20 protein-coding genes and 1 pseudogene are annotated in these 20,897 nt (G+C 72.6%); 3 read left to right on the top strand and 18 right to left on the bottom strand.

Going from position 1 to position 20,897, the window contains the following annotated elements; translation table 11 throughout:
* Window positions 1-85: 85 nt before the first annotated feature.
* The 3 genes from ACRWNP_RS03090 to ACRWNP_RS03080 are packed head-to-tail and all read right to left on the bottom strand — an operon-like array spanning window position 86 to window position 2,435.
* The gene (locus ACRWNP_RS03090) at window positions 86-1,048 is read right to left on the bottom strand and encodes an ABC transporter substrate-binding protein (RefSeq protein WP_431959313.1); all 963 of its coding nucleotides are present in this window, start codon (window positions 1,046-1,048) and stop codon (window positions 86-88) included.
* On the bottom strand, window positions 1,045-1,755 hold the full coding sequence (locus tag ACRWNP_RS03085) for an ABC transporter permease (protein ID WP_431959312.1): 711 nt from the start codon (window positions 1,753-1,755) through the stop codon (window positions 1,045-1,047). Before ACRWNP_RS03085 ends, ACRWNP_RS03090 begins: the two co-directional genes overlap by 4 nt.
* Window positions 1,755-2,435: an ABC transporter permease gene (locus ACRWNP_RS03080; RefSeq protein WP_431959311.1), complete on the bottom strand. Its 681-nt coding sequence runs from the start codon at window positions 2,433-2,435 to the stop codon at window positions 1,755-1,757. The genes ACRWNP_RS03085 and ACRWNP_RS03080 overlap by 1 nt, the downstream gene beginning before the upstream one ends.
* Window positions 2,436-2,603: 168 nt before the next feature.
* On the opposite strand from ACRWNP_RS03080, the gene ACRWNP_RS03075 reads away from it, so the two are divergent.
* Window positions 2,604-3,821 carry an ABC transporter ATP-binding protein gene (locus tag ACRWNP_RS03075; RefSeq protein ID WP_431959596.1) on the top strand — a complete coding sequence of 406 codons (1,218 nt, stop codon included), beginning with the start codon at window positions 2,604-2,606 and terminating at the stop codon, window positions 3,819-3,821.
* Window positions 3,822-3,834: 13 nt separating this feature from the next.
* Window positions 3,835-4,449 carry a GPP34 family phosphoprotein gene (locus tag ACRWNP_RS03070; RefSeq protein ID WP_431959310.1) on the top strand — a complete coding sequence of 205 codons (615 nt, stop codon included), beginning with the start codon at window positions 3,835-3,837 and terminating at the stop codon, window positions 4,447-4,449.
* Here the strand turns inward: ACRWNP_RS03070 and ACRWNP_RS03065 are convergent.
* The 13 genes and pseudogenes from ACRWNP_RS03065 to dacB form a co-directional block, all read right to left on the bottom strand.
* Window positions 4,443-5,414, bottom strand: a complete 972-nt coding sequence (locus ACRWNP_RS03065; protein ID WP_431959309.1) for an SMP-30/gluconolactonase/LRE family protein — start codon at window positions 5,412-5,414, stop codon at window positions 4,443-4,445. The genes ACRWNP_RS03070 and ACRWNP_RS03065 overlap by 7 nt on opposite strands.
* A 541-nt stretch (window positions 5,415-5,955) precedes the next feature.
* Window positions 5,956-6,450 (bottom strand): DUF3180 domain-containing protein, encoded by a 495-nt coding sequence (locus ACRWNP_RS03060; RefSeq protein ID WP_431959595.1) that lies wholly within the window; start codon window positions 6,448-6,450, stop codon window positions 5,956-5,958.
* A 54-nt stretch (window positions 6,451-6,504) separates the two neighbouring features.
* Window positions 6,505-7,095 (bottom strand): 2-amino-4-hydroxy-6-hydroxymethyldihydropteridine diphosphokinase, encoded by a 591-nt coding sequence (folK, locus tag ACRWNP_RS03055; protein ID WP_431959307.1) that lies wholly within the window; start codon window positions 7,093-7,095, stop codon window positions 6,505-6,507.
* The gene (gene folB, locus ACRWNP_RS03050) at window positions 7,092-7,451 is read right to left on the bottom strand and encodes a dihydroneopterin aldolase (protein WP_018558516.1); all 360 of its coding nucleotides are present in this window, start codon (window positions 7,449-7,451) and stop codon (window positions 7,092-7,094) included. The genes folK and folB overlap by 4 nt, the downstream gene beginning before the upstream one ends.
* Before the next feature lie 227 nt (window positions 7,452-7,678).
* Entirely contained in the window at window positions 7,679-8,164 is a 486-nt protein-coding gene (locus tag ACRWNP_RS03045) for a nuclear transport factor 2 family protein (protein ID WP_431959305.1), read from the bottom strand.
* Between the two features lie 181 nt (window positions 8,165-8,345).
* On the bottom strand, window positions 8,346-9,203 hold the full coding sequence (gene folP / locus ACRWNP_RS03040; RefSeq protein ID WP_431959304.1) for a dihydropteroate synthase: 858 nt from the start codon (window positions 9,201-9,203) through the stop codon (window positions 8,346-8,348).
* Window positions 9,134-9,406, bottom strand: a pseudogene (locus tag ACRWNP_RS03035) (phosphatidylglycerol lysyltransferase domain-containing protein); the annotation flags it as partial. The gene folP and the pseudogene ACRWNP_RS03035, both read right to left, overlap by 70 nt.
* A 59-nt stretch (window positions 9,407-9,465) precedes the next feature.
* A complete protein-coding gene (folE, locus tag ACRWNP_RS03030) occupies window positions 9,466-10,074 on the bottom strand; it encodes a GTP cyclohydrolase I FolE (protein WP_431959303.1) in 609 nt (202 codons plus the stop codon).
* Window positions 10,075-10,208: 134 nt separating this feature from the next.
* Window positions 10,209-12,260 (bottom strand): ATP-dependent zinc metalloprotease FtsH, encoded by a 2,052-nt coding sequence (gene ftsH / locus ACRWNP_RS03025; protein WP_431959301.1) that lies wholly within the window; start codon window positions 12,258-12,260, stop codon window positions 10,209-10,211.
* 192 nt (window positions 12,261-12,452) lie between these two features.
* On the bottom strand, window positions 12,453-12,992 hold the full coding sequence (hpt, locus tag ACRWNP_RS03020) for a hypoxanthine phosphoribosyltransferase (protein ID WP_431959593.1): 540 nt from the start codon (window positions 12,990-12,992) through the stop codon (window positions 12,453-12,455).
* Window positions 12,993-13,028: 36 nt separating this feature from the next.
* Window positions 13,029-14,015 (bottom strand): tRNA lysidine(34) synthetase TilS, encoded by a 987-nt coding sequence (tilS, locus tag ACRWNP_RS03015; protein ID WP_431959300.1) that lies wholly within the window; start codon window positions 14,013-14,015, stop codon window positions 13,029-13,031.
* Window positions 14,016-14,191: 176 nt separating this feature from the next.
* Window positions 14,192-15,370, bottom strand: a complete 1,179-nt coding sequence (locus ACRWNP_RS03010) for a zinc-dependent metalloprotease (RefSeq protein WP_431959299.1) — start codon at window positions 15,368-15,370, stop codon at window positions 14,192-14,194.
* A gap of 217 nt (window positions 15,371-15,587) precedes the next feature.
* On the bottom strand, window positions 15,588-16,997 hold the full coding sequence (dacB, locus tag ACRWNP_RS03005; RefSeq protein WP_431959298.1) for a D-alanyl-D-alanine carboxypeptidase/D-alanyl-D-alanine endopeptidase: 1,410 nt from the start codon (window positions 16,995-16,997) through the stop codon (window positions 15,588-15,590).
* A gap of 142 nt (window positions 16,998-17,139) precedes the next feature.
* Here dacB and ACRWNP_RS03000 point away from each other — a divergent pair, with 142 nt between their 5' ends.
* Window positions 17,140-17,634 (top strand): inorganic diphosphatase, encoded by a 495-nt coding sequence (locus ACRWNP_RS03000; protein WP_431959297.1) that lies wholly within the window; start codon window positions 17,140-17,142, stop codon window positions 17,632-17,634.
* Between the two features lie 76 nt (window positions 17,635-17,710).
* On the opposite strand, the gene ACRWNP_RS02995 is transcribed toward ACRWNP_RS03000, so the two are convergent.
* Together ACRWNP_RS02995 and ACRWNP_RS02990 are read right to left on the bottom strand one after the other, a co-directional pair.
* Window positions 17,711-19,120: a wax ester/triacylglycerol synthase family O-acyltransferase gene (locus ACRWNP_RS02995; protein WP_431959296.1), complete on the bottom strand. Its 1,410-nt coding sequence runs from the start codon at window positions 19,118-19,120 to the stop codon at window positions 17,711-17,713.
* A gap of 163 nt (window positions 19,121-19,283) precedes the next feature.
* Window positions 19,284-20,888, bottom strand: a complete 1,605-nt coding sequence (locus tag ACRWNP_RS02990) for a threonine/serine ThrE exporter family protein (protein ID WP_431959295.1) — start codon at window positions 20,886-20,888, stop codon at window positions 19,284-19,286.
* Between the last annotated feature and the right edge of the window lie 9 nt (window positions 20,889-20,897).

The raw sequence follows: 20,897 nt of genomic DNA, 5'->3' as shown, positions 1-20,897 counted from the left end.
GACAAATACGGAGGGCGCTCGCGCGCATACGAAACGTCATGCGAACGCCCTCCCGCCACGATTTATTCGATCTTGTCCCTCGGGCTCAGCCCTTCAGCAGGCCCTTCGACTTGAGGTAGTCCGCGGCCACGTCCTCGGGCTTCTTGCGCTCGGCGTCCACCTGCTTGTTGAGCTCGGTGAGGTCGGCCGTGGTCAGCACCTGGGTGAGCTTGTCCAGGGCCGCGGCGACGTCCGCCCCGCCGGCCTCCTTCGCGTTGACGACGGGCAGCACGTTGTCGGCGTTCTGCAGACCCTTGTCGTCCTCCAGGAGCACCAGGCCGAACTGGTCGAGGGTGGCGTCCGTGGTCGTGGTGAGCACCAGCTGGTCGGTGCCGTCCTTGACCGCCTGCTTGGACTGGACGGTGCCGACGCCCTTGGTGTCGACCGACGTGACGTCTATGCCGTAGGTCTTCTTCAGGCCGGGCGAGCAGAAGGGCCGGATGGAGCACTCCTCGCCCGCGGCGAGCTTGACCGCGATCTTCGACTTGCCGAGGTCGGAAAGGGTCTTGAGGTTGTTCTTCTCCGCGAAGTCCCTGGTGACCGCGAACGCGTTCTGGTCGACGGCCTCCCCGGCCGGCAGCACCTTCAGCCCGCGCGGGTCTGCGAGTTCGGTGAGCGCCGTCACGGTGGCGTCGACGTCGGAGGAGGCGACGGGCGGGGCGTCCTTGCCGTTCGCCTTCGCGTTGAGGAACTCCGCCAGGGTGGCCGCGTACTCGGGGACGACGTCGATCTGGCCCTTCTCCAGGGCCGGTTCGTACAGCTCGCGGTTGTCGACCGTCTTGATGGTGGTCCTGTAGCCGGCGTCGGTCAGCAACTGCGCGTACAGCTGCGCGAGGACCGTGCTCTCGGTGAACCCGGCGGAGCCGACGGTCAGGGAGCCCTTGCCGCCGGCCTGTGAGCTTCCCCCACCCCCGCTCTTCTCCAGGCTGTCGCCGCCGCAGGCCGCCAGGCCCGCGGAAAGGACCGCCACGGCGGCCAGGGCGGTGGCGGTACGCAGGGCCTTGCTCATGTGAACTCCATCTGATGGGTGGGACGGGCAGGTCTTCGGGCGGGTCGGGACTTGTGCGCGGGGGACACCAGGCGCTGCAGCAACAGGAAGACTCCTTCCACGAGCAGGGCGAACGCGGCCACGAGCACCGCACCCGCGACGACCTTCGGGGTGTCGTACTGGGCGAAGCCGGCGGTGATGAGGCGGCCGAGGCCGCCCTCGCCGGGAATCGCGGCGAGCGTGGCCGTGGCGACGACCTGGACGGCCGCCGAGCGCACCCCGCTCATGACGAAGGGCGCCGCGAGCGGCAGCTCCACCCGGGCCAGCAGCTGGCCGCCGGTCATCCCCATGCCGCGGGCGGCCTCCACCGCGTCCCGGTCGACCTGGCGCATGCCGACGTAGGTGTTGGTGAGCAGCGGCGGGACGGCGAACAGCACCAACGCGATGATGGTGGGCCAGTAGCGTGCCGAGTTCGTCGCGACGATGAGCAGCACCAGGATGGCGAAGGTGGGCACCGCCCGCCCGACGTTGGAGAGGTTCACAGCGAGCGCGCCACCCTTGCCGAGGTGGCCGAGGAGGATCGCGACGGGCAGGGCCACGGCGCAGGCGATGGCCAAGGACACGGAGGTCAGCAGGAGGTGCTCGCCGAGCCGCTGCAGGACCCCGTCGGTGCCGGTCCAGTTGGCGCCCGTGGTCAGCCAGTCCCACGCGCCGGGGATCACCCCCATCAGCCCACCGCCTTCGCGAGCCTGGTCCACGGCGTGAGCAGCCGCTGCACCCCGAGCAGCAGCAGATCGGCGACGAGGGCGAACACCACGCAGATCACGGACGCGGTGAGCACCTCCGCCTTGAAGAAGCTCTGCATGCCGTCCTTGATGAGATTGCCGAGACCCCCGTAGCCGACGATCGCGCCGACCGTGGTGAGGGAGATCGTGGCGACCGTGGCGATGCGCACGCCCGCCATCACCGCGGGCATCGCCAGCGGCAACTCGACCTCCCACAGCAGGCGTACCGGCCCGTAGCCCATGCCGCGTGCCGCCTCCCTCGCGTCCTCGGGCACGGCATCCAGTCCGGCCAGGAAGTTCCTGACGAGGATGGTGAGCGAGTACAGGGTCAGGCCGGTGACGACCACTGACGCGGAGATCCCGAACACCGGCACCAGCAGCGAGAAGAGGGCCAGGGACGGGATCGTGTAGAGCACCGTCGTCACCCCCAGCACCGGCGCCGCGGCCGCCCGCCAGCGCCGGGCCACCAGGGCGAGCGGCAGCGCGAGCAGCACACCCGCCGCCACCGACGCCGCGGTGATCCACAGATGTTCCACCCCCGCGTCCAGCAACTCCTGGCTGCGTGTGCGCACGAACTCGCCGCAAATCCAGTCGTTCGCCGCGAGACAGTCCTGTCCGGCCATGCGATGCCACCTCCCCCGCCCGGTTCAGATCATGCAGGTGAGCGTAAACCCGGCCGCCGACATTCCCGGGTCCTGCCACATCCTCGCAACACCCCCTTCACAACCATCGCCGAGCGTGTACCAAGCTGGGGGATGAGCCGCACCGCCCAGCGCCGACGAGAGGTCCCGATGATCCGCTTCGAGAACGTCACCAAGCGCTACCCCGACGGCACCACCGCCGTCGACGACCTGACCTTCGAGGTGCGCGAGGGTGAACTCGTGACCCTCGTCGGGCCGTCCGGCTGCGGCAAGACCACGACGATGAAGATGGTCAACCGGCTCATCGAGCCCACCGCCGGCCGGATCCTGCTGGACGGCGAGGACATCGCCCGCACCGACCCGGTGCTGCTGCGCCGCCGCATCGGCTACGTCATCCAGAACGTCGGGCTGTTCCCGCACAAGACCGTGCTGGAGAACACCGAGACCGTGCCGCACCTGCTCGGCTGGACGCGCGCAAAGCGCCGGGCACGCGCCGCCGAACTGCTGGAACTCGTCGGCCTCGACCCGTCCGTGCACGGCTCCCGCTACCCCGAGCAGCTCTCCGGGGGCCAGCGGCAACGGGTCGGCGTGGCGAGGGCGCTGGCGGCCGACCCGCCGCTGCTGCTGATGGACGAGCCCTTCGGCGCCGTCGACCCGGTGGTGCGGGAGCGGCTGCAGTCGGAGTTCCTGCGGCTGCAGGAACAGGTGCGCAAGACCGTGTTGTTCGTCACCCACGACATCGAGGAGGCGGTCCGGCTCGGCGACCGCATGGCGGTCTTCGGCCCCGGCCGCATCGAGCAGTACGACACCCCCGCGACCGTGCTCGGCTCCCCCGCCACCCCGTACGTGGCCGGCTTCGTCGGCTCCGACCGCGGCCTGAAGCGGCTGTCCGTCACCCCGATCGAGACCGCCGACCTGGAGCATCCGCCCGTCGTCCGCGCCGGCTCCCCCGCCGCGGAGGCCGCCGCCGTCCTGGCGAAGCAGGGCGACCCCTACGCCGTCGTCCTCGACGACGACGGCCGGCTGCGCGGCTACGTCACCGCGGGCACCCTCACCTCGGGCACCGTGGCCGACCACACCCGCCGCCTGGAGGCCTGGGTGCCGGTGGGCGCCCCCCTCAAGCGGGCCTTCAGCGCGATGCTCCAGCACGACGCGGGCTGGACAGCCGTCGTGGACGGCGACCGCTTCGCCGGGGTGCTGACCCCCGCGACCCTCCACACCGCGCTGCGCCGCTCGGTCAACGAGGACGGCGACGACGGGAACGACGGGAACGACGGGAACGCCGATCAGGACGCGGGGCGGGCGGTGGCGGTCGAGGCGGGGGCGGGTGACGATTTCCGGGCGGAACCGGACGCCGATGCCTCCTGATGCGGAGCGTTCCATGACCACCCCACGGGACCTCATCATCACCGCCCTGGAACGGGCCGCCGAACACGCAGTGGAACCCGGCGACCTCTCCCTCGCGCTCGCCGCGGCCGAGGCCGTCGACCTCCTGGCCGCCGGGGCCGTCGCCCTGGACGGCGGCCTTCTCGTGCCGGGCGGGCACCGGGAGATCACCGACCCGCTGCTGGCGGAGGCCGCCTCCGCGCTGGTGCGCCGGCCGCCGTACGAGACCCCCGGCGCTTGGCTGTGGCGCAGGGGCCGCGGCCTGACCGACGGCTACCTGACGGGCCTGGAGGCCGAGGGCGAGGCCGTACGGGAACGGCACCGCAACTGGCTGGTCCGCCACACCCGGACCGTGCTGACCGAGTCCGCCGCCCGGCGCCGCGCGGCCGACCGCCTGGCGGCGGACGAGCCCGTCCTCGCCGCCCTCACCAAGGCGCTCGGCCTGCGCGGCGGCCCGGAGGCCGACGCGGCACCCGGCGTGACCGACCCCGCCGCGGCCCGCGTCCTGGCCACCCTCGACGACGCGCTGGCCGAGCTGGCCGCCGAACGCCTGCGCCGCTCACGGCGGCAGGCCGACGCCGCCGCCGAGAACGTCCGGCGCGGTTACTGAGACGGCCGGGCGCACACCGGGTCGTCGATCGCGCTCACGGTGTACGGGGGCCGGCCCGGCGGCTCGTCGTTCTGGCTGTTGACGACGTAGAGCCGGCAGCCGTGGCGGGCCAGCGTCGTCGGCAGGTCGAAGGGCTCGCCGGTCACGCGGTGCGTCACCGTGCCGCTGCGCAGGTCCGCGTCGAGCTCGGCGACGTAGACGCCGTTCGGCGCGCCGTAGTTGAGCACCGCGTACAGCGTCCGACCGCGCAACAGCATCCCGTCGGCCCCGAAGGACGCGCCACCCAGGTCCAGTTGGCCCACCTCCCGGGTGGCGACGTCCACCCGCCACACCGCCTCGGTCCCGTTGGACGCCACCAGCAGAGTGCGGCCCGTCCGGTCCGCGACGATGCCGTTCAGCAGCCAGTACTGCGCGGGGAACTGCGGAAAGGCGGAGCGGATGTCCAGCCACGGCTCCAGCGGACCGGGCCGGCCGTGGCGAAGGGCGGCCCGGTACACCACGGGGTTGGCCCAGTCGGTGACATAGACGGCGTCGTCGGTGATCACGAGGTCGTTCAGGTCGGGCGCGCCGAGCGGGCCGCCCTGGGCGGTGCGCGTGGCGAGCAGCCGCCCGCCACGGTCGTGGACGGTCAGCTCGGCGCCGCCGACCGAGTACACCCGCCCCCGGCCGTCGGTGTGCACGCCCAGTGTGCTCGGGCGGTCCGCCAGGCCCTGCGCGCGGAAGGGCCGCAGGCGGGCGTCGCGTACGTCGCCCCGGTACAGCGCGCCGGTGCCGTCGGAGGACACGTACATCGTGCCGTCGCGGTCGATCGCGATCCCCTCGGGCAGCACACCGGGCGCCCGGGAGACGACGTAGGTGCGCGGCAGTTCCCGCGCGGCGGCCGGGCCGGTCTGGACGGGCAGCGCCGCCAGGCCGGCCAGCAGAACCGCGGCGCACAGCCGCGGGAGTCGGGTGGTGCCGGGCATCGTCACAACCTCCGGGACGCGGGGCGGGCGTCCCCGCGGCGCGGGGACGCCCGAGAGCCTGCCGGGCCCCCGGCAGCGGCCGCATCGCCTTTCACGTCTGGGTGAAAGGCTCCGCCCGGCCGACAATCGGGCTTCGTGATCCGCCTACACTTCGCCACCGTCGATCTGCGCCGGACCACGCTCGGCCCGACCTGGCGCCGGGATCCCCCGGTCCTGCATCCGCCGTCCTGGTTCGCCACACAACCGACGATCCGCTACCTGCCCGACGAGCCGGCCGTGCTCGCCTACCCGAGGCACGGGCCCGAACCGGCCGGGGACCCGGGCCGCTGCTCGGAAGAACCCGGACGGCGGTGCTCCAGGCGCTGCGCGAGCCGGCGACGACCACCGCGCTCACCGAACGGGTCCCGGTATCCTCGCGGCGGCCCGCGAGCACGCCGAGCTGGTGCGCACGACCCGGCTCGGCACCACCGTCCTGCACAGCCTCACGCCGCTCGGCTCGTCCCTGCTGTCAGGCGAACCCGCCCGCGGCGCAGCGCCGACTCTAGGCCCGGCCGCCCACCGTGCCGGTGTGGTTGTCGTCCTCGTCCTCGGGGAGGCGGCAGACCCGCTCCAGGAAGATCGCGGCAGCGCAGACCGCGACCCCGGCGATCACCGCGGCACCCGCGTAGATCGCCTGGTCACGGCGGGGGTCGTTGTCCATCTGGTACATGGCGAGGAAGACGCACGCGCCGCCGTAGATCCCGGCGACCAAGGCCGCGACCAAGGCGCTGGCCTGGCCGAAGACCACCGCGCGGGCGGCCAGCAGCGGATCCACGCCCTTGGCACCCGGACGTCGCTCGCGCTGCGCGCGCAGCCGGGACCGCAGCGACAGCGCCGTCGCCGCCAGCACGGCGGCGATCAGCGCCAGCACGATCGGCGCGGCCACGGGCACGCCCGGCAGCGTGCCGAGCGAGTCCCACAGCTTCACGCCCGCCCACGAGAGCACTCCGGCCACCACGAACAGCCCGACCAGGGTCCTGATGCGCAGCGCCTTCACCGAGTGCTCGCTCCCCACATCACATCGACGAACGTACCGACGAGATCGTAACGATTACTCCGGCAGCCTGAGTTCCACGTCGCCCCGGGCCCACACGCTCTCCCGGCCCACGCTCGCCAGCAGACCGGCCACCGGACCCTGGCCCGGCAGCTCGGCGGCGGGGTCGACGTCGAGCCACGGCGCCAGCACGAAGGCCCGCTGGTGTGCCCGCGGATGGGGCAGCGTCAGCTCCGGGTCGTCGGAGACGACGCCCTGGTAGGCGACGATGTCGACGTCGATGGTGCGCGCGCCCCAGCGCTCGGTGCGGGTCCGGGCGAAGGCGTCCTCGATCGCCCGGCCGCGCTCCAGCAGCGAGGACGGCGGCAGCGTCGTCCTGATCAGGACGACCGCGTTGAAGTAGTTCGGCTGGGAGCCCGGCTCGACGCCCCAGGGCTCGGTCTCGTACACCGGGGAGACCTTCTTGACCCGGACCCCCGGGGTGTCTTCAAGGGCGTCCACGGCGCCCTGCAGCGTCTCCAGGCGGTTGCCGAGGTTGCTGCCCAGCGAGATGACGGCGAACTTCGGATTCTGCAGCGTCGAGTCCGCGGCGTCGACCTGCGCGACGACGGAGGCCGGGACCGGCTGCACGGTGGGGTCGTAGCTCACGGGCGCCTCCGGGTGATGGTGACGGACACATCGGCGAACGGGACGGTGATCGGGGCCTGCGGCTTGTGCACGGTGACCTCCACCTCCTGGACCAGGTCGTGCTTGAGGACCTGGTCCGCGATCCGCTGGGCCAAGGTCTCGATCAGGTCCACGGGCTCGCCCTCGACGACGGCGGTGACCTCCTCGGCCACGATGCCGTAGTGCACGGTCCTGGTCAGGTCGTCCGTGGCGGCGGCGGGGGCGGTGTCCAGGCCGAGGACGAGGTCCACGAAGAAGTCCTGGCCCTCGCGGCGCTCGTGCTCGAACACGCCGTGGTGCCCGCGGGCCTTCAGGCCGCGCAGCGCGACACGATCCACGATTCACTCCCGCTGGTCGTCGAACGGACGGGCGGGCGCGGTCCACCCGCCCAGCGGGAGGGGAGAGCCGCACCGCCCTTACTCGAATCTACCTTCGACCGCCGACAGTCCCCGGTACCGGGCACCGAGGCGGCCGACCGCACCGCGCTTACCCGGGGACGGAACGGCCTACTCCGGCCTTCACCGGTTCTCACCACTTCTTGGCTCGAACGAGTGGTCAGAAGGCCTCAGGCTGACCCCTCGCCGCCGTTGTCGGCGTCCTCCGCGGCGGCCTCGTCAACCCCGTCGGCCATCACCGGGGAGCCGTGGTGCACCCACAGCCGCCAGCCCTCCGGTGTGCGCCGAAACACATTCGTGGCGACCACCAGACCGCCCACGAGCGAGCCCATCTCGCCCTCCTCCTCGGCGGGGCCGCCGGTGAGGATGTTCTCGGTGCAGGTCACCAGGGCCGTGTTCCCGTCGACCGCCACCTCCACGTCGGTGAGGAAGAACTGGATGTACTCGGTGTTCGCCATGATCAGGGCGTACGAGCGCATCACCTCGCGGCGCCCCCGCAGCACCGGCCACCCCGGGTGCACCACGGACACCGTCTCCGCCAGCGGCCCGGTCAGCACCAGCTCCTCCAGCGCGTCCAGGTCGGACCGCTCCACGGCGTCGTAGAACGCCTGGTTGGCCTGCTCGACCCGGGCGGCCTCGGCCGTACGCGGCGTCATCGCGTTCCCCCGTTCGCTTCTCCGCCCGCTCGGCACCCCGCCGCGGGCATCGTCGTCACCCGCGGCCCGGCGGCCTCGCGTGCGTCGCTCACCGTGCCGCCCCCGTTCGCTTCTCCGCCCGCTCGGCACCCCGCCGCGGGCATCGTCGTCACCCGCGGCCCGGCGGCCTCGCGTGCGTCGCTCACCGTGCCGCCCTCTCCAGGGCCCGCGCGACCCGTACGGCGTCGGCACTGTCGTGCACCTCGTGCACCCGGACCGCCCATGCGCCGCGGCCCGCCACGATGGCGGTGACGGCGGCCGTGGCGGCGTCACGGTCCCTGGCCGGGGGCGGATCGCCGCCCTCGCCGGCCAGCACGCGGCCGAGGAACCGCTTGCGGGAGGCCGCGATCAGCAGCGGGCGGCCGAGGGCCAGCAGGTCCTCGACGTGGGCGATCAGGGTCAGGTCGTGCTCGGCGTTCTTCGCGAAGCCCAGCCCCGGGTCGAGGACGATCCGCTCCGGGTCGATGCCGCCCGCCACCGCGTGGTCGAAGCTGCGCCGCAGCTCGGTGGTGACCTCGCCCACGACGTCCTGGTAGACCGCCCGGTTGTTCATGTCGATGCTCTGGCCGCGCCAGTGCATCACGATGAACGGGCTGCCCGTCGCCGCGACCACCGGGATCATCGCCGGGTCCGCCAGTCCGCCGCTGACGTCGTTGACCAGGGCCGCGCCCGCCTCGACCGCCTTCTCCGCGACCGTGGCCCGCATCGTGTCGACGCTCACCACGACCCCGGCGTCGGCCAGCTCGCGGACGACCGGGACCACCCGGCGCAGTTCCTCCGCCTCGTCCACCCGCGCCGCGCCCGGACGGGTCGACTCACCGCCGACGTCCACCAGGTCGGCACCGGCCGCGACGAGGTCCAGGCCGTGCTTCACCGCGAGCTCCGTGTCGAACCACTCGCCGCCATCCGAGAACGAGTCCGGCGTGACGTTCACCACGCCCATGACCGCGCACCGGTCCCAGGACGGCAATCCGGCCACGTGGCCGCGCATCGTACCCATGGGGCCAGCCTAGAGCGGGCGGCTCTCCACAGGCGCCGTGAGGCCCACGCGGGGAGGGCCAGGGTGACGAATCCCTCGGCCCGCATGGCCGCCAGGCCGATCCGGGGCAGGTCCCCGGTGGCCCGGAGGACCAGGAAGCGCGGTAGTCACTCCGGCTGGAACCAGGCGTTGAACCGGTACAGCGACTCGATCCGGAACCACCGGTAGGACGGGAACCGCGGCACACGTGCAATGGGGGGCCTGGTGACGTCGGCCCTTCAGGTCACTGGGCCATGATCAGGCTCATCGCCTCGGCGCGGGTCGCGGAATCGCGCAGCTGACCCCGCACCGCCGAGGTGATGGTCTTCGCGCCGGGCTTGCGGACCCCGCGCATCGTCATGCACATGTGCTCGCACTCGATGACCACGATCACGCCGCGCGGTTCGAGTATCCGCATCAACGAGTCCGCGATCTGCGTGGTGAGCCGCTCCTGCACCTGCGGGCGGCGGGCGAAGACGTCGACGAGACGGGCCAGCTTCGACAGGCCGGTGATCTTGCCGTCCACCGAGGGGATGTAGCCGACGTGGGCGACGCCCACGAACGGCACCAGGTGGTGCTCGCAGCTCGACAGCACCTCGATGTCCTTGACCAGCACCATCTCGTCGTGGCCGAGGTCGAAGGTGGTCGTCAGGACGTCCTCCGGCTCCTGGTACAGCCCGGCGAAGATCTCCCGGTACGCCCGCGCCACCCGTGCGGGGGTCTCCCGCAGTCCCTCGCGGTCGGGGTCCTCCCCGACCGCGATCAGCAGCTCACGGATCGCGTTCTCGGCACGCTTCTCGTCGAACTCCCCGACGGGGCGCAGATCGCCATCAAGGGTCACCGGGTCGGTCATGTGTGCCTCGTTCCTCAGACGTGCCGAATGCGTGGACCGCGGGGAACCGCGGAAACACAGCGCCCCCCAGGATAGGAAACCTGGGGGGCGCGGTACGCATTCCGATGTCCGTGACCAAGGCCACGTCGCAGGCGTCAGGCCTCGGGGTTCGGCTCCTCCGGGAGCCCCACCGTCTCGGCGGGCTTGCTCAGGGACGCCGTGGCACTGCCGTTGGCCGTCGGCTGGGTGCCGTTGGTCAGGGCGAGCTCACGGGGCGAGAGCACCGGCGGGCGGGTCGACGGCGTACGCCGCGAGGATCCCGTCCAGGCCGGACGCGGCGGGCGCTTGACGATCGGCTTGAAGATCTCGGCGATCTCCTCCTTGTTCAGCGTCTCCTTCTCCAGGAGGGCCAGAACCAGGTTGTCGAGGACGTCGCGGTTCTCGACGAGGATCTCCCACGCCTCGTTGTGCGCGGTCTCGATGAGCTTCTTGACCTCTTCGTCGACCAGCCCGGCGACCTCTTCCGAGTAGTCGCGCTGGTGCGACATCTCACGGCCGAGGAAGGGCTCGGAGTCGCTCGTGCCGAACTTGATCGCGCCCAGCCGCTCGGTCATGCCGTACTGGGTCACCATCGCGCGGGCCGTGGCGGTGGCCTTCTCGATGTCGTCCGCCGCACCGGTGGTCGGGTCGTGGAAGACCAGCTCCTCCGCCGCGCGGCCGCCCATGGTCATGGCCAGCCGGTCGAGCATCTCGTTGCGGGTGGTGGAGTACTTGTCCTCGTCCGGCAGGACCATCGTGTAACCGAGGGCACGGCCGCGGGACAAGATCGTGATCTTGTGGACCGGGTCGCTGTTCGGAGAAGCCGCGGCGACCAGGGCGTGACCGCCCTCGTGGTACGCCGTGATCTTCTTCTCCTTGTCGGACATGATCCGGGTGCGCTTCTGCGGGCCGGCCACGACGCGGTCGATGGCCTCGTCCAGCATCGCGTTGTCGACCAGCTTCTTGTCGCTGCGCGCGGTGAGCAGCGCCGCCTCGTTGAGGACGTTCGCCAGGTCCGCGCCGGTGAAGCCGGGGGTGCGGCGGGCGACGGCCTTGAGGTCGACGTCCGGGGCGACCGGCTTGCCCTTCTGGTGGACCTGGAGGATCTCCAGGCGGCCCTGCAGGTCGGGGCGGTCGACGGCGATCTGCCGGTCGAACCGGCCCGGACGCAGCAGCGCCGGGTCCAGGATGTCCGGACGGTTGGTGGCGGCGATCAGGATGACCCCGCCCTTGACGTCGAAGCCGTCCATCTCGACCAGCAGCTGGTTCAGCGTCTGCTCGCGCTCGTCGTGACCGCCGCCGAGGCCCGCGCCGCGGTGCCGGCCGACGGCGTCGATCTCGTCGACGAAGACGATGGCGGGGGCGTTCGCCTTGGCCTGCTCGAACAGGTCGCGGACACGCGAGGCGCCGACACCCACGAACATCTCGACGAAGTCGGAACCGGAGATCGAGTAGAACGGGACGCCCGCCTCACCGGCGACGGCGCGCGCGAGCAGGGTCTTGCCCGTTCCGGGCGGGCCGTAGAGCAGCACACCCTTGGGGATCTTGGCGCCCACGGCCTGGAACTTCGCCGGCTCCTGCAGGAACTCCTTGATCTCCTGGAGCTCCTCGACGGCCTCGTCCGAACCCGCGACGTCCGCGAAGGTGGTCTTCGGGGTGTCCTTGGTGATCAGCTTGGCCTTGGACTTCCCGAAGTTCATCACCCGGGAGCCGCCGCCCTGCATCTGGTTCATCAGGAACAGGAAGACCACGACGATGAGGACGAAGGGCAGCAGCGACAGCAGGATGCCGACGAAGGCGTTCTGCTTCGAGGGCGCGACGGTGTAACCGTCGGGCAGCGTGCTCTTGTCGCCGTCGTCGACCTTGGCCTGCAGGATCTTGGCCACGTCGACGCCCTGGTCGCCGATGTAGCTCGCCTTGATCTTGGAGCCCAGGTCCTTGCCGCCTACCTTGGCGCCGTCCTTGAGCTCGACCTTGATCGTGTTCTCGTCGCCGGTGGTCAGCTCGGCGGACTTGGCCTGGTTGCTGTTGATGGCCTCGATGGCCTGGCCGGTGTCCACCGTCTTGTAGCCACCGGACGAACCGACGACCTGCATCAAGACGACCACGGCGAGGACAGCCAGCACGATCCACATGACTGGCCCACGGAAATAGCGCTTCACGTCCATCCATGCGGGGCGATCTCGCCCCGTCCCTCCTGCCACAGTGAGGCACCTCGGCCTGGGGGCCGCCGGTGCATCCGGTGTATGAACCGACCTTCGGACGGTACCCCAGCATTGTCACCCGAAGTCGCCGGAGACCGTAAACAAACAACGTTCCCACCCTCCAACGTGAAGGAGGGCGTCGGGGTTCCCGGAGCCTCAGCCGCCGTACACGTGCGGCGCAAGGGTGCCGATGAACGGCAGGTTCCGGTACTTCTCCGCGAAGTCCAGGCCGTAGCCGACCACGAACTCGTTGGGGATGTCGAAGCCGACGTACTTCACGTCGATCTCCACCTTGGCGGCGTCCGGCTTGCGCAGCAGCGTGCAGACCTCGAGCGAGGCCGGACGGCGCGAGCCCAGGTTGCTGATCAGCCAGGACAGGGTCAGTCCGGAGTCGATGATGTCCTCGACGATCAGGACGTCCCGGCCGGCGATGTCGGTGTCCAGGTCCTTGAGGATGCGCACGACACCCGAGGACTTGGTCCCGGCACCGTACGAGGACACCGCCATCCAGTCCATGGTGACCTGGGAGGACAGGGTGCGCGCGAGGTCCGCCATCACCATGACGGCGCCCTTGAGGACGCCGACGATGAGGAGGTCCTTGCCCTCGTAGTCCTTGTCGATCTGCGCAGCCAGCTCCGCCAGCTTGTCGTCGATCTCTTGCTTGGAGACGAGCACCTTCTCGAGGTCGGTGCCCATGTCGTTCTCGTTCACCCGCACAACTTCCGGCTCGGTCTACAGGGCCTGGAAGAACAGTCTGCCATTGCGCCGGCCGACGACGACGCCGCCCGGGAGGTTGAGCGGCTTCTGACCGCGCCAGGCGGTGAGCAGGCGGTCGGTCTCCTCGACGTGCCGGGCGAAGAGCGAACCGGCGGGTGAGCCCGCCGCGACGGCCGCCCGGCGCAGCACCCGGCGGCGCACGGCGGCGGGGAGGGTCAGCAGCCGCGCGACGTCCAGCCCGCCGTCGGCGTCCAGGGCCGTCCGCTCGGCCTGGGCCGCCCACTGGTCGAGGGCGTCCGCGTCGTCCCGGGAGAGCTGGGCGGTGCGGGCCAGCGCCTCCACGACGCCCTTGCCCAGGGACTTCTCCAGCACCGGCAGCGCCTCGTGGCGGACCCGGGAGCGGGTGTAGGCGGGGTCGTGGTTGTGCGGGTCCTCCCACACGTCGATGCCCTGCACCAGGCAGGCCTTGCGGACGGTGTCACGGTCCAGCAGCAGGAAGGGACGGCGGTAGCGCCCGTTGACGGCGGGCATGCCGGACAGCGACCGGATGCCGGAGCCGCGGGCGAGCCCCAGCAGCACCGTTTCGGCCTGGTCGTCACGGGTGTGCCCGAGCAGCACGGCGGCGGCGCCGGCGCGCTCCGCGACGGTGTCGAGCGCCGCGTACCGGGCGTCGCGCGCGGCGGCCTCCGGACCGCCCTGGCGGCCCACGGTGACCGCCACGGCGTCCACCGGGTCGAGTCCGAGACCGCGCAGGCGGTCGGCCACGTCGACGGCGCGGGCCGACGAGCCGTCCTGCAGGCCGTGGTCGACGGTGACGCCACCGGCCCGGATGCCGAGCTTGGGCGCTTCGAAGGCGAGGGCGGTGGCGAGGGCCATCGAATCGGCTCCGCCGCTGCAGGCGGCCAGCACGAGCGGGCTGCCGCCGGGGTGGTCGGTCAGGACGTCCTGGAGTACGCGGCGGACCGCCAGGCGTATCGCCGCGACCGCGGGGTGGGGACCCATGTCCGGTTTCCCTCCTGGAGAGGCTGGGGGAGGCGTCGGGACGGTGAAGATGACGCAGGGTAGCTAGATGGTGACAGACAGCGTGCGATACTCGAGCATCGCACGCTTACCCTGCGCCCACGGTCCCTCGGACGGGTGAACCGGGAGGCCCGGGGCCCGCTGTGCCCCGGGGCGACTCAGGTTTCACTCCGCCTGTGCACCCGCGCCACCCAGTCCGCGGGTTTGGCGATCTCCTGCTTGGTGGGGAGGGTGTTGGGCGAGGTCCAGATCCGGTTGAAGCCTTCCATCCCGGCCTCGTCCACCACGGTCCGCACGAAGCGCTCGCCGTCACGGTACTGCCGCAGCTTGGCGTCCAGCCCCAGCAGCTTGCGCAGCGCCATGTCCAGCCGCCCGGCACCGCTCTGCCTGCGGCGCTGGAACTTCTCCCGGATCTCCGCCACGGACGGCACGACGTCCGGGCCCACGCCGTCCATCACGTAGTCGGCGTGCCCCTCCAGCAGCGACATGACCGCGGTCAGCCGTCCCAGGATCTCCCGCTGGTTCGGGGTCTGCACGAGGTCGATCAGACTGCGGCCCTCGTCGCCGTCCGCGTCGACCGACGCCTCCTCCACATCGGGCCGGCTGCCGGTGGAGAACGACTGGAACGCCTCGCGGAGCCGCTCGATCAGCGCCGACGGGTCGATCTCGGTCTCGCCGAGGAAGGCCTGGATCTCCTGCTCGATGTGGTCCCGCAGCCAGGGCACGGCCGTGAACTGGGTGCGGTGGGTCTCCTCGTGCAGACACACCCACAGCCGGAAGTCGTGTGGGTCCACGTCGAGTTCGCGCTCCACGTGGACGATGTTGGGGGCCACCAGCAGGAGCCGCCCGGTGCGCGGCTCGCCCGGGCCGGGCGCGGCGGGACCGGCCGGCATGTCACGGCTCGCGGGGGCGAAGGTCTCGTACTGGCCTAGCACGCGCGAGGCCAGGAAGCTCAGCAGCATCCCGACCTCGACGCCGGTCACCTTCCCGCCGACGGTGCCCAGCACCGCACCGCCGGGGCCACCCGGCTTGCGGGCCTGCATCTTGTCCAGCAGCGGCTTCAGCACTTCGCGGAAGCCGGCCACGTTCGCCTTGATCCACCCCGGGCGGTCCACGATCAGCACCGGGGTCCCGGTCTCGGCCGGGTCCTCCCGGTCGCCGAACATCCTGGTGAAGGCCCGGACGTGCGCCTCCGACTCCTTTGCGTGCCGCCGCAGTTCCGCAACGACCGCGCGCGCCTCGTCCCGGCTCACGTCCGGTCCGGGCCGCACGAAGCGGGTCGCGGTCGCGACCGCGAGATTCCAGTCGACCATCTCCGCACCACCGATGCTCGTCATTCCTTCACGGTACGTGCTTGTCCCCTTCCCCGGGAGCGTTCCCCGCCGGGGCGCGGGCCGCGAACCGGGTTGCGGGTCGGCCGCTCGCCGGAGGCCGGGGGCGCCCCCGGCGGTAGCCAGGGCCGGCGCAACCCCACCCACCGGCGTGCCCACGCCGACGAGACCCGCGGTACCGCGCAGCCGCGGCGCCGCCGTGGGGGGTGCCGACCGGTTCCGGCTACTTGCGGCAGCCGCACGTGGCGAGTTCGGCGGCGAGGCGGTCGAGGGCGGACTGCGCGGCCACGGGGTTGGTCGTGCCGTTGGTCAGGAAGGCGAACGTGAGCAGCCGGCCGTCCGCGTCGACCACCGTCCCGGCGAGCGCGTTGACCCCGGTGAGCGTCCCCGTCTTCCCGCGGACCAGCCCCGCGGCCCCGCCCGCGGAGGTGAAGCGTTCCCGCAGCGACCCGGTGAAGCCGGCGACCGGCAGCCCGGTGAGGACGGGGCGCAGCTCCGGGTGGTCGGGGTCGGCCGCCAGCGCGAGCATCCCCGCCAGTTGCTCCGCCGTGAGGTGGTCGGCGCGGCTGAGCCCGCTGCCGTCCGCGAAGCGGGCCCCCTTCAGCGGGAGCCCGAGTTCGCGGAGCGCGGAGCCGATGGCCCTGGCGCCGCCGGAGAAGGAACCCGGGCGGTCCGCGGCGAGGGCGGTGTGCCGGGCGAGCGCCTCGGCGATGTCGTTGTCGCTGTTGGTGAGCATGCGCTCGACCAGGTCGGCCAGGGGTGCGGACCGCACCTCCGCCAGCAGGTCGGCCGCGCGCGTGCGGGCGGGCGCCTTGCCGGACTTCACCGCGCCGACGACCTTGATGCCGCGCCCCCGCAGCAGGTCCGCGAAGACCGACGCCGCGGATGCCGCCGGGTCCCACTGGCGGGCGACGGGGCCCTTGAAGCTCTTGCCGTCGCTGCGGCCCTCGTCGGCCATCAGCGCGGTGACGGGCGCGATGTTGTCGTTGTGCCCGATGGGGTGGACGGCCGGGCCGGTGAAGAGCGAGGTGTCGTAGGTGAGCTGCACCGAGCGGACACCCTTGGCGCGCAGCGCGCGGGCGGTGTCGGAGGCGAGGGTGCGCAGGGAGGCCGCGGTCCAGCCGCCGCCGGGCTTCGCGCGGGCGGTCAGGGTGGGGTCGCCGCCGCCGACCAGGACGACACGGTCCTTGCCCGCGGCGACCACCGAGGTGGTGAGCCGGTGGTCGGCCCCGAGCAGCGACAGGGACGCGACGGCGGTGGCGACCTTCGTGGTGGAGGCGGGGACGGCGGGCGTACCGGGGCTCTGCCCCCACACGGTCCGCCCCGACACGGCGTCCACGACCGCGCCCGTCGTCACCGCGCCGAGCCCGCCGTCGTGCAGCAACGGGCCGAGCCGTCCGGCCAGTCCGGACGTGGTCGGCACCGGCGTGCTGTGCGGCCCGGACACGGCGGTGAGCACCTCGGGGGCGGCGGGCGGGACCGGGGCGACCGCCCCCTTGTGGCCGCCCCCGCCGCCCTTCTTGTGGGGACGCGCCTGCTCCCCCTGACCGTCCCGGGAGGCGGCGATCGCCCGTTCGGCCGTACGCTGGCCTGACTCCCACGGTCCCGCTGCGGCCACAGCCGTCAGCGCCACGGCAAATCCTGCGGCAGCCGACCCTGCCACCACCTGCCAGTTCTTCGGAACGGGCACCCCGGACCAGCCCCTTTCGCGACCACACACAAGCGTGGGAGACACTTAATCACCAGAAGTATGTGCTGATCATGGAGGACAGGCTGTGCTCGAGTTCGACGTAACGATCGAGATCCCGAAGGGTTCCCGCAACAAGTACGAGGTGGACCACGAGACCGGTCGTATCCGCCTGGACCGGCACCTGTTCACCTCGACGGTCTACCCGGCGGACTACGGCTTCGTGGAGAACACCCTCGGCGAGGACGGCGACCCGCTGGACGCCCTGGTGCTGCTCGACGAGCCGACCTTCCCCGGCGTCATCGTGCGCTGCCGCGCGATCGGCATGTTCCGCATGACGGACGAGGCCGGCGGCGACGACAAGCTGCTGTGCGTGCCCGCCTCGGACCCGCGGGTCGAGCACCTGCGTGACATTCACCACGTCTCCGAGTTCGACCGCCTGGAGATCCAGCACTTCTTCGAGGTCTACAAGGACCTCGAGCCCGGCAAGTCCGTCGAGGGCGCCAACTGGGTGGGCCGCGCCGAGGCCGAGGCCGAGATCGAGGCGTCCTACAAGCGCCTGAAGGAGCACGGCGGTCACTGACCCCGCCGGCCGGCGCAGCCACGAGGGCGGCACCTCCCCTGCCGGGGCGGGCCGCCCTCCCGCGTGTCCGGCGGCCTCACCCGCAGGCGTCGAGCAGTTCGGCCAGCGCACCGTGCAGGGCCGCGGCGAGCGTGTCGGCGTCCGGCAGGGACTCCGCGTCCGCGAGCAGCCCGATGTGGACCCGGCGACGGTACGTGGAGAGGGCGATCGCCAGCGACTGGCCGCGGGCGAGCGGGGCGATCGGGTAGAGCTCCGCCATACGGCAGCCGTCCAGGGTGAGCGGCACGTCGAGCATCGGCACGTTGGTGACCAGCACGTCGAACAGCAGCCGCGCCGAGGCGGCGAGCAGCGGCGCGGCGAAGCGGTGCGCGAGCGGCGGCACGCTGTCGGCCAGCAGCGCGACGGCGCCGGGGCCGGAGTCGGGTCCGGCGTCCTTGTTGCGGTCCATGCCGGCGCGCACGTCGCGCAGCCGGGCGAGCGGATCGGGCTCGCCGACCGGTAGCCGCAGCAGGTAGCCGGAGATGCGGTTGCCCCGGCCGCCGCGCACGCCCCTGCGGCGGCGCCGCGCCACCGGGATCAGGGCGCGTGGGCCCGGACCCGCCGGGTCGTCGCCACGGGCCTGCATCCAGCGCCGCAGGGCGCCGGCGACGACGGCCATGACCACGTCGTTGACGGTCCCGCCGCTGGTCTTGCGGACCTGGTGCAGGTCGTCGACGTCGAGCGAGGCGGTGGCGAAGCGGCGCTCGGCGCCGCCCCCGGGTGTCCAGGCCGCGCCCAGCGCGGCGGGCCCGCCGGGGTCGAGGGAGGCACGCAGCACGGCCGAGCCGATGCCCAGGGCGCGCCCGGCCTCGCGCACCCGGTCCGGCAGGGAGGCGACGACCTGCCGGGGATCGGGCAGCGGCAGCCCCGGCAGGTGGATGCCGGGGCCCCGGACCTGGGCCGGCAGGGCCGCCTCGGCTCCGGCCCGCGGCGCCGGAGCCGCGGCGGTGGGCGCCGGAGCCGCGGCGGTGGGCGCCGGAGGGCGGGCCCCCTGGTCGAGGAGGGCGGCGCCGAACTCGACGGCGCGCAGACCGTCGGCCAGGGCGTGGTGCAGCTTGACCAGGACGTGGAAGGGCGCGTCGGGGGCGCCCTCGATGACGTAGACCTCCCACGGCGGCCGGTGGCGGTCCATGGGGCGGGACATCAGATCGGCCACGGCGCCCCGGGCGTCGGCCCGCCGTACGGCGTGGACGTGGCGCCGGGCGTCGAAGTACGCGTCGGCCGCCCAGGCGGCGCCGCCGACGCCGTACCAGACGTCCTTCACGCGCTGCCGCATCCGCGGTACCGCCTCGGCGCGGGCGGTGAGCAGCGCGGCGAGCCCGTCGGCGTCGACCGGGCGCTGCGGGTCGCGGTCGAAGACGGCGACCGCGCCCAGGTGCATGGGATGACCCGGCGAGTCCAGGTTCCAGAAGGCGAGGTCCAGCGCGCTCAGGTGCTCGTCAGCCAAGGCTCCATGCCTCCGGAAGGTCGGGGTTTGCCCAGGAACGGACTCCAGTTGGTGAAGTGAAACCCCTAAAACCGATTACAGTCAACTACGACCACGATACGGACAGTTAACAGCAGGTTGCCCGCACGACGGCCGGGCGGCGAGGCGACGGGGGCCGGACGGCTCAGAAACCGCGGGTTCGCTTGGCCGCCGCGCGGCGTCGTGCCTGGTCGGCCCCACCGGGCAGCTTGATGAACAACCGCGCGATCTCGCCTCCCAGGTTCACCCCGATGGCCACGGCGAGCGCGAGCGCCGCCGCCTTCGTCAGCGAGGCGAATCCCTGGTCCAGGTGACCGCGGGTCAGCCCGAGGAGCCCGAAGTACGTCGCGGAACCCGGCAGCAGCGGGCCGATGGCGGCCGTGACGTACGGCAGCGCGGAGGCCCGGCGGTAGCGGGAGAGCACCTGGCCGAAGAGGCCCACCAGACCGGCGGCGACGGCGGTGGCCGCGACCGGCGACATGCCGATGCCGATCCGCTCCTGGTGCAGCGCCGCGTAGACCGTCCAGGCGACACCGCCGTTGAGGGCGGCGATCACCAGCACGCCGCGCTCGCACTGCAGCAGCACGGCGAAGGCGAGGCTCAGCACCATCGCGGCCACCAGTTGCACCGGCGGGTTCTCGTAGGCCCGGAAGGCCTTGTCGGGGTCAAGTCCGGCGCCCAGGCTGACCCCGGCGTAGAGGACCAGCGTCACGCCGACGACGATGCCGGTGAAGAGGTACATCACCTCCAGCAGGCGCGCGGAGGCGGTGATGTAGAAGCCGGTCAGGCCGTCCTGGACGGCCGCCACCAGGGCCCTTCCCGGGATCAGCGCGAAGAGCCCACCGGTGATGACCGCGGAGGCCTGCAGGGTGCTCGTACCGGGCAGGTGCTGGCCGAACCGGGCGACCAGCACCCCCATCACGGCGGCGGGCATCGCCGCGGCGACGAACTGGTAGAACTCCGGCAGCCCGCGGCCGGCGCACACCCAGGCCAGCCGGTCGCCCAGCATCGCGCCGAGCGCGGCGATCGCGAACACCAGCGGACCGCCGCCGCCGACCAGCATGCTCGCGGCGCCCGCGAGGAGCCCGGCCGCCGCGGTCAGCAGCCGGCCCGGGTACGGGTGCCGGTTGCGGCGGATCCCGGCGAGCCGCCGGTAGGCGTCCTCCAGGGTGAGGTCGGCCGCGGTGATGTCGTTGATCAGCCGGAAGACGGCCGCGAGACGGGTGTAGTCGGTGGCCCGTCGGCGCACCGTGCGGTTGGCGGTGACCGGCGCGTCCACCAGCGAGGGCTGGTACGAGATGCCCAGCAGGGTGAACGTCACGGTCGGCTCGACCCGTCCGAGCCCGTAGGCGTGGGCAACGCCGAGCATGGCGGCCTCGACGTCCTCCGCGCCCTCGCCGCCGGCGAGCAGCAACTCACCGATGCGCAGCGTCAGGTCGAGCACGCGCGGGACCGGTGGGCCGCCCTCCGCCTCCGGCCGCCGGGCGGGCTGCTCGGGGGCCGGGCGCTCGCCGACGGGCATGCGCAGCATCGTGCGCATCCGGTCGGGCCACGGGGTCTCCTTGGAGAGGCTGATGACCGGAACGCCCTCGGGGGGCGTGAAGGCCGGGTGGGCCAGCTGCGGGGAGGTCCGGGTCTCCGGGCGGGCGAAGGCGGAGCCCTGCGGCTCGGGCCTGGGCAGTTCCACGCCCAGGGGCGGTGTGAACTCCGAGCCGCCGGCCGGCTGCTCGGGCTCCTCGGGGTGCGCCACGGGGATCCT

The sequence above is a fragment of the Actinacidiphila sp. bgisy160 genome (genome assembly GCF_965342435.1).
Lineage (GTDB): Bacteria > Actinomycetota > Actinomycetes > Streptomycetales > Streptomycetaceae > Actinacidiphila.
This window is presented reverse-complemented; position numbering and strand designations above follow the sequence as displayed.

Excerpts from the sequence above, each read along its gene's own strand:
- ACRWNP_RS03090 (WP_431959313.1), bottom strand. The coding sequence starts at position 1,048 with ATGAGCAAGGCCCTGCGTACCGCCACCGCCCTGGCCGCCGTGGCGGTC.
- ACRWNP_RS03085 (WP_431959312.1), bottom strand. The coding sequence starts at position 1,755 with ATGGGGGTGATCCCCGGCGCGTGGGACTGGCTGACCACGGGCGCCAAC.
- ACRWNP_RS03080 (WP_431959311.1), bottom strand. The coding sequence starts at position 2,435 with ATGGCCGGACAGGACTGTCTCGCGGCGAACGACTGGATTTGCGGCGAG.
- ACRWNP_RS03075 (WP_431959596.1), top strand. The coding sequence starts at position 2,604 with ATGATCCGCTTCGAGAACGTCACCAAGCGCTACCCCGACGGCACCACC.
- ACRWNP_RS03070 (WP_431959310.1), top strand. The coding sequence starts at position 3,835 with ATGACCACCCCACGGGACCTCATCATCACCGCCCTGGAACGGGCCGCC.
- ACRWNP_RS03065 (WP_431959309.1), bottom strand. The coding sequence starts at position 5,414 with ATGCCCGGCACCACCCGACTCCCGCGGCTGTGCGCCGCGGTTCTGCTG.
- ACRWNP_RS03045 (WP_431959305.1), bottom strand. The coding sequence starts at position 8,164 with ATGACGCCGCGTACGGCCGAGGCCGCCCGGGTCGAGCAGGCCAACCAG.
- folP (WP_431959304.1), bottom strand. The coding sequence starts at position 9,203 with ATGGGTACGATGCGCGGCCACGTGGCCGGATTGCCGTCCTGGGACCGG.
- folE (WP_431959303.1), bottom strand. The coding sequence starts at position 10,074 with ATGACCGACCCGGTGACCCTTGATGGCGATCTGCGCCCCGTCGGGGAG.
- ftsH (WP_431959301.1), bottom strand. The coding sequence starts at position 12,260 with ATGGACGTGAAGCGCTATTTCCGTGGGCCAGTCATGTGGATCGTGCTG.
- hpt (WP_431959593.1), bottom strand. The coding sequence starts at position 12,992 with ATGGGCACCGACCTCGAGAAGGTGCTCGTCTCCAAGCAAGAGATCGAC.
- tilS (WP_431959300.1), bottom strand. The coding sequence starts at position 14,015 with ATGGGTCCCCACCCCGCGGTCGCGGCGATACGCCTGGCGGTCCGCCGC.
- ACRWNP_RS03010 (WP_431959299.1), bottom strand. The coding sequence starts at position 15,370 with ATGACGAGCATCGGTGGTGCGGAGATGGTCGACTGGAATCTCGCGGTC.